This is a genomic window from Paraliobacillus sp. JSM ZJ581 (assembly GCF_044383835.1).
Classification (GTDB): Bacteria; Bacillota; Bacilli; order Bacillales; family Amphibacillaceae; genus Paraliobacillus.
This window is the reverse complement of record NZ_JBISEP010000055.1, coordinates 1-3,080: the sequence shown is the minus strand read 5'-3', so window position 1 is coordinate 3,080 and position 3,080 is coordinate 1. Positions and strand designations below refer to the sequence as shown.

The following is a 3,080-nucleotide window of genomic DNA, read 5'->3' as shown; positions in this document are numbered from 1 at the left end:
TCGAGAATTAATCTATGAAGATTATCTCATCTGGAGACTGAGTTGCATACGTGTGTAGTATTTGACGCTTACATTTCTTTGCTTATTCTAGATATATTAAATCCGTTATATGCTATGTTTTTAGTTACTACATCAGGACTGTATATTTACACTCAAACTGATTCAATTAGAATAAATTACTATAGATTTAACTATAGTGCAATTAAAGATTATATTAATCTAATTATCAGTCAGTATCTATACATTTTAATAACTTCATTACCAATATTGATATTGGGGCTTATTATAAATAAAGGTAACGTTAATCTTTATGATACTCTAATTATTTTTGGTCAATTAGTTTTAATAATTATACTTTCAACTTTGATTGGAATTTTATTTCCGGCAAAAAAAGACAATCCATTCTCACCTGTTATTGGATTTTTAATAATCGTAGTAATTTCAGGATTTATATCATTAATATTACAATTCTTAGATTTATCAAAACTGTACAATATTATATTAATGATGATTTTATATATTTTCGTTATATACACAAGTTGTTTGGGATTAAAAAAACTAAAGGAGGAGTTTTTACATGAAGATGGTTAATATTATCATTGGAACTCTAGTTTCAGCTGTGTTAAGTACGATAGTAATCTTAGTAATTAGTTTGATTAAGTTGATGTTTACTCATGATGAAGTTGGATATTCATCTTCATTTTTCAATTCGTTATTTGTAAAAGTCGAGGAAAACACCGAGGGATGGGATTTATATACAACTTTAGGGGTAAATACCGATAATTTAACACCAATTATTCTAACGATTATCTTTTTTTGGATTTTCTATTTAATTTTAACTAAGGTGAATATAGATAGAAAAAAGATAAGAGAAAATGTAAAGTAAAAGATTATGGTAGATAAAAAAATAAATATTAATGCCATCATATTTACTGACGTTATTAAGTACGTTCTATTTTATATGAATCAGTCTAAATTGTTCCTCATACCATTTTAGCTTTGCTTCAAGTTCTTCTTTTTCAAGCTCAAGTTTCTCAGCGCGGTCTTTATAAAATTGGGCATCTTTTGCGTTCATTAGCTTTTCCATAAAATATATTATACGAAAAAGAACCTGACTTGCCTAGTCCAATTCTCATATTTGTATATTTCATTATACTTATAGAATGGTGCGCCTGCCTCTGTTCAATGGGTAAGCCATCCAAAAGCCAACGCAGCTGACGTGGACTAATATTCATTGCCGTGGTTTCTCTTTCTGAAGGCCAATGGTATTTCCCTCTTTCCAGTCTGCGATAATGCAGCCAAAATCCATTGTGTTCCCACTGCAGGATCTTCAGTTTATCTCGTTTCCGATTACAGAACACGAACAAGCAAGGGGAGAAGGGATCCAGATCAAAACATTCTTTCACGATGACCGCCAAGCCATCAATCGATTTGCGTAGATCTGTATTTCCACGAGCTAGGAAGACACGATCAAACTGATTATTGATCAGCATTGACTCTACAGCACACGAACAACATCCGATAATAGACTCATATTGGCTCCAGTTCGTACCTCAACAGAAATCGCGCCGACATGTAGGAAAATGGAACCTTGCACCGAATTTGATACTGGTTCCTCCACTTGAACAGAGAGCCACTGTGTTTCGTCAGGTGTCTCTGTTGGGTTATCACTGCGCTCAAATTGCTACACCCAATAATACATTTGGTGAACGTTGATTTCTTGATCCCGGCATCAAGCCGCTATACTTTGCCCGCTTTCTTTCCAGGCATTATAGTGTGCTTCCATTCTATTCTTTTTTCTTTCAGCGTCATCGCATAACCTCCATGATTGATTTTATATGAAGATTATCACATGACTGACTTTTGATTCCTATGTGTATTTTATTTGACGCTTACGGACATGTTGCGCTTTTTGATTCAACAAATGCAACGATAGTAATCACATCCGTTTCCTCTATAGTGGAGATGATTTGAAGATGAGGGTCTAGTTTCGCAATAGAATGAAGCATAATGGAACACTCCTTTTGTTATACTATACCCTGTTTTGGATAGGAGTCATCCCCAAAAATGCGTAAGAGCCTTAGTTTTGTACATTCTTATCTAATCACTTTTGTACATTTCTAAACTATCATTTATATGATGATAAAATTTTATAAGGATCTGGTCCATTAAATCCAACATTCTTCCAACCATTTTCTGCAGATATATATAATGCGATGTATTCTCCTAAGGAATGCCCTGTTGTGGTGATATCAGCATTCGGATAATCTTTTTCAATATCTTCCAAAAAAGTTTGTGCAGTCATCACTTGCCCCTCAACATATTTAATTGATTTTGGAATCCCTAACTCATCTAACTGATCATGTTTACTAAGATCTAATTGTTGACCTTCCGGAATTAATACTTTACTTCCTAATACTACTGTTTGAACATCTGTAAGTACATCCAACTCATCATCAAAATTTGTTCCTGCATAAGCAATGACAACTTCTGACGTGTCAGCCTCTCCATCTTTTACTGGTGCAACTGCCATCGCTTGCATACCGTTATCAGTGTTGTCCTCTACTTTGAGGATTTTACAATTTTTAGATAAGCCTTTTAAATCCTTCGAGTTTAAAACACCTTCCTGTTCAGGAGCAAAAGGGACATCATTTCTATTAGAATCAATCCAGTATGATATATTTGATAAAATTTTATACTCTTCATTAGTTACCACTTTTATCTCTCCAATGTTTTATTGTCAAATTTTTCACCTTTTTGGGTTTCTTTTTATGAGTAAGTTGGATATCATCACTTCCAAATGCCCATATTTCACCTGTTTCTTTTTTGACGGAGACTCCTACCGTCCATTGCTTATTCTCATTAATATAAAAAAAGTAGTTTCTATTCCCTGAAAAATCCTTCTGATCAACTGGCTCTTTATAAAACACAACCTCGCTCACCTCTTTATTATTCGGCGCAATATATTTAGCTGAAAATTCTTCCGCAATTTTTTTTTCAACCGTAAGCGTCAAATACTACACACGTATGCAACTCAGTCTCCAGATGAGATAATCTTCATAGATTAATTCTCGAAGGAG

Annotated in this window: 5 protein-coding genes; 1 reads left to right on the top strand and 4 read right to left on the bottom strand. The window is 33.7% G+C overall.

Annotated elements, in window-relative coordinates:
* Positions 1 to 577 precede the first annotated feature (577 nt).
* Positions 578 to 886 (top strand): hypothetical protein, encoded by a 309-nt coding sequence (locus ACH6CY_RS15520; RefSeq protein ID WP_374068219.1) that lies wholly within the window; start codon positions 578 to 580, stop codon positions 884 to 886.
* 66 nt (positions 887 to 952) lie between these two features.
* On the opposite strand, the gene ACH6CY_RS15515 is transcribed toward ACH6CY_RS15520, so the two are convergent.
* From ACH6CY_RS15515 to ACH6CY_RS15500, 4 genes are all read right to left on the bottom strand, one after another.
* Positions 953 to 1,087: a hypothetical protein gene (locus ACH6CY_RS15515; RefSeq protein WP_374068220.1), complete on the bottom strand. Its 135-nt coding sequence runs from the start codon at positions 1,085 to 1,087 to the stop codon at positions 953 to 955.
* Positions 1,047 to 1,493 (bottom strand): IS66 family insertion sequence element accessory protein TnpB, encoded by a 447-nt coding sequence (gene tnpB, locus ACH6CY_RS15510; RefSeq protein WP_374068218.1) that lies wholly within the window; start codon positions 1,491 to 1,493, stop codon positions 1,047 to 1,049. The genes ACH6CY_RS15515 and tnpB overlap by 41 nt, the downstream gene beginning before the upstream one ends.
* Before the next feature lie 635 nt (positions 1,494 to 2,128).
* Positions 2,129 to 2,716 carry a hypothetical protein gene (locus ACH6CY_RS15505; protein WP_374068217.1) on the bottom strand — a complete coding sequence of 196 codons (588 nt, stop codon included), beginning with the start codon at positions 2,714 to 2,716 and terminating at the stop codon, positions 2,129 to 2,131.
* Positions 2,706 to 3,014 (bottom strand): hypothetical protein, encoded by a 309-nt coding sequence (locus ACH6CY_RS15500; protein ID WP_374068216.1) that lies wholly within the window; start codon positions 3,012 to 3,014, stop codon positions 2,706 to 2,708. The genes ACH6CY_RS15505 and ACH6CY_RS15500 overlap by 11 nt, the downstream gene beginning before the upstream one ends.
* Positions 3,015 to 3,080: the final 66 nt, after the last annotated feature.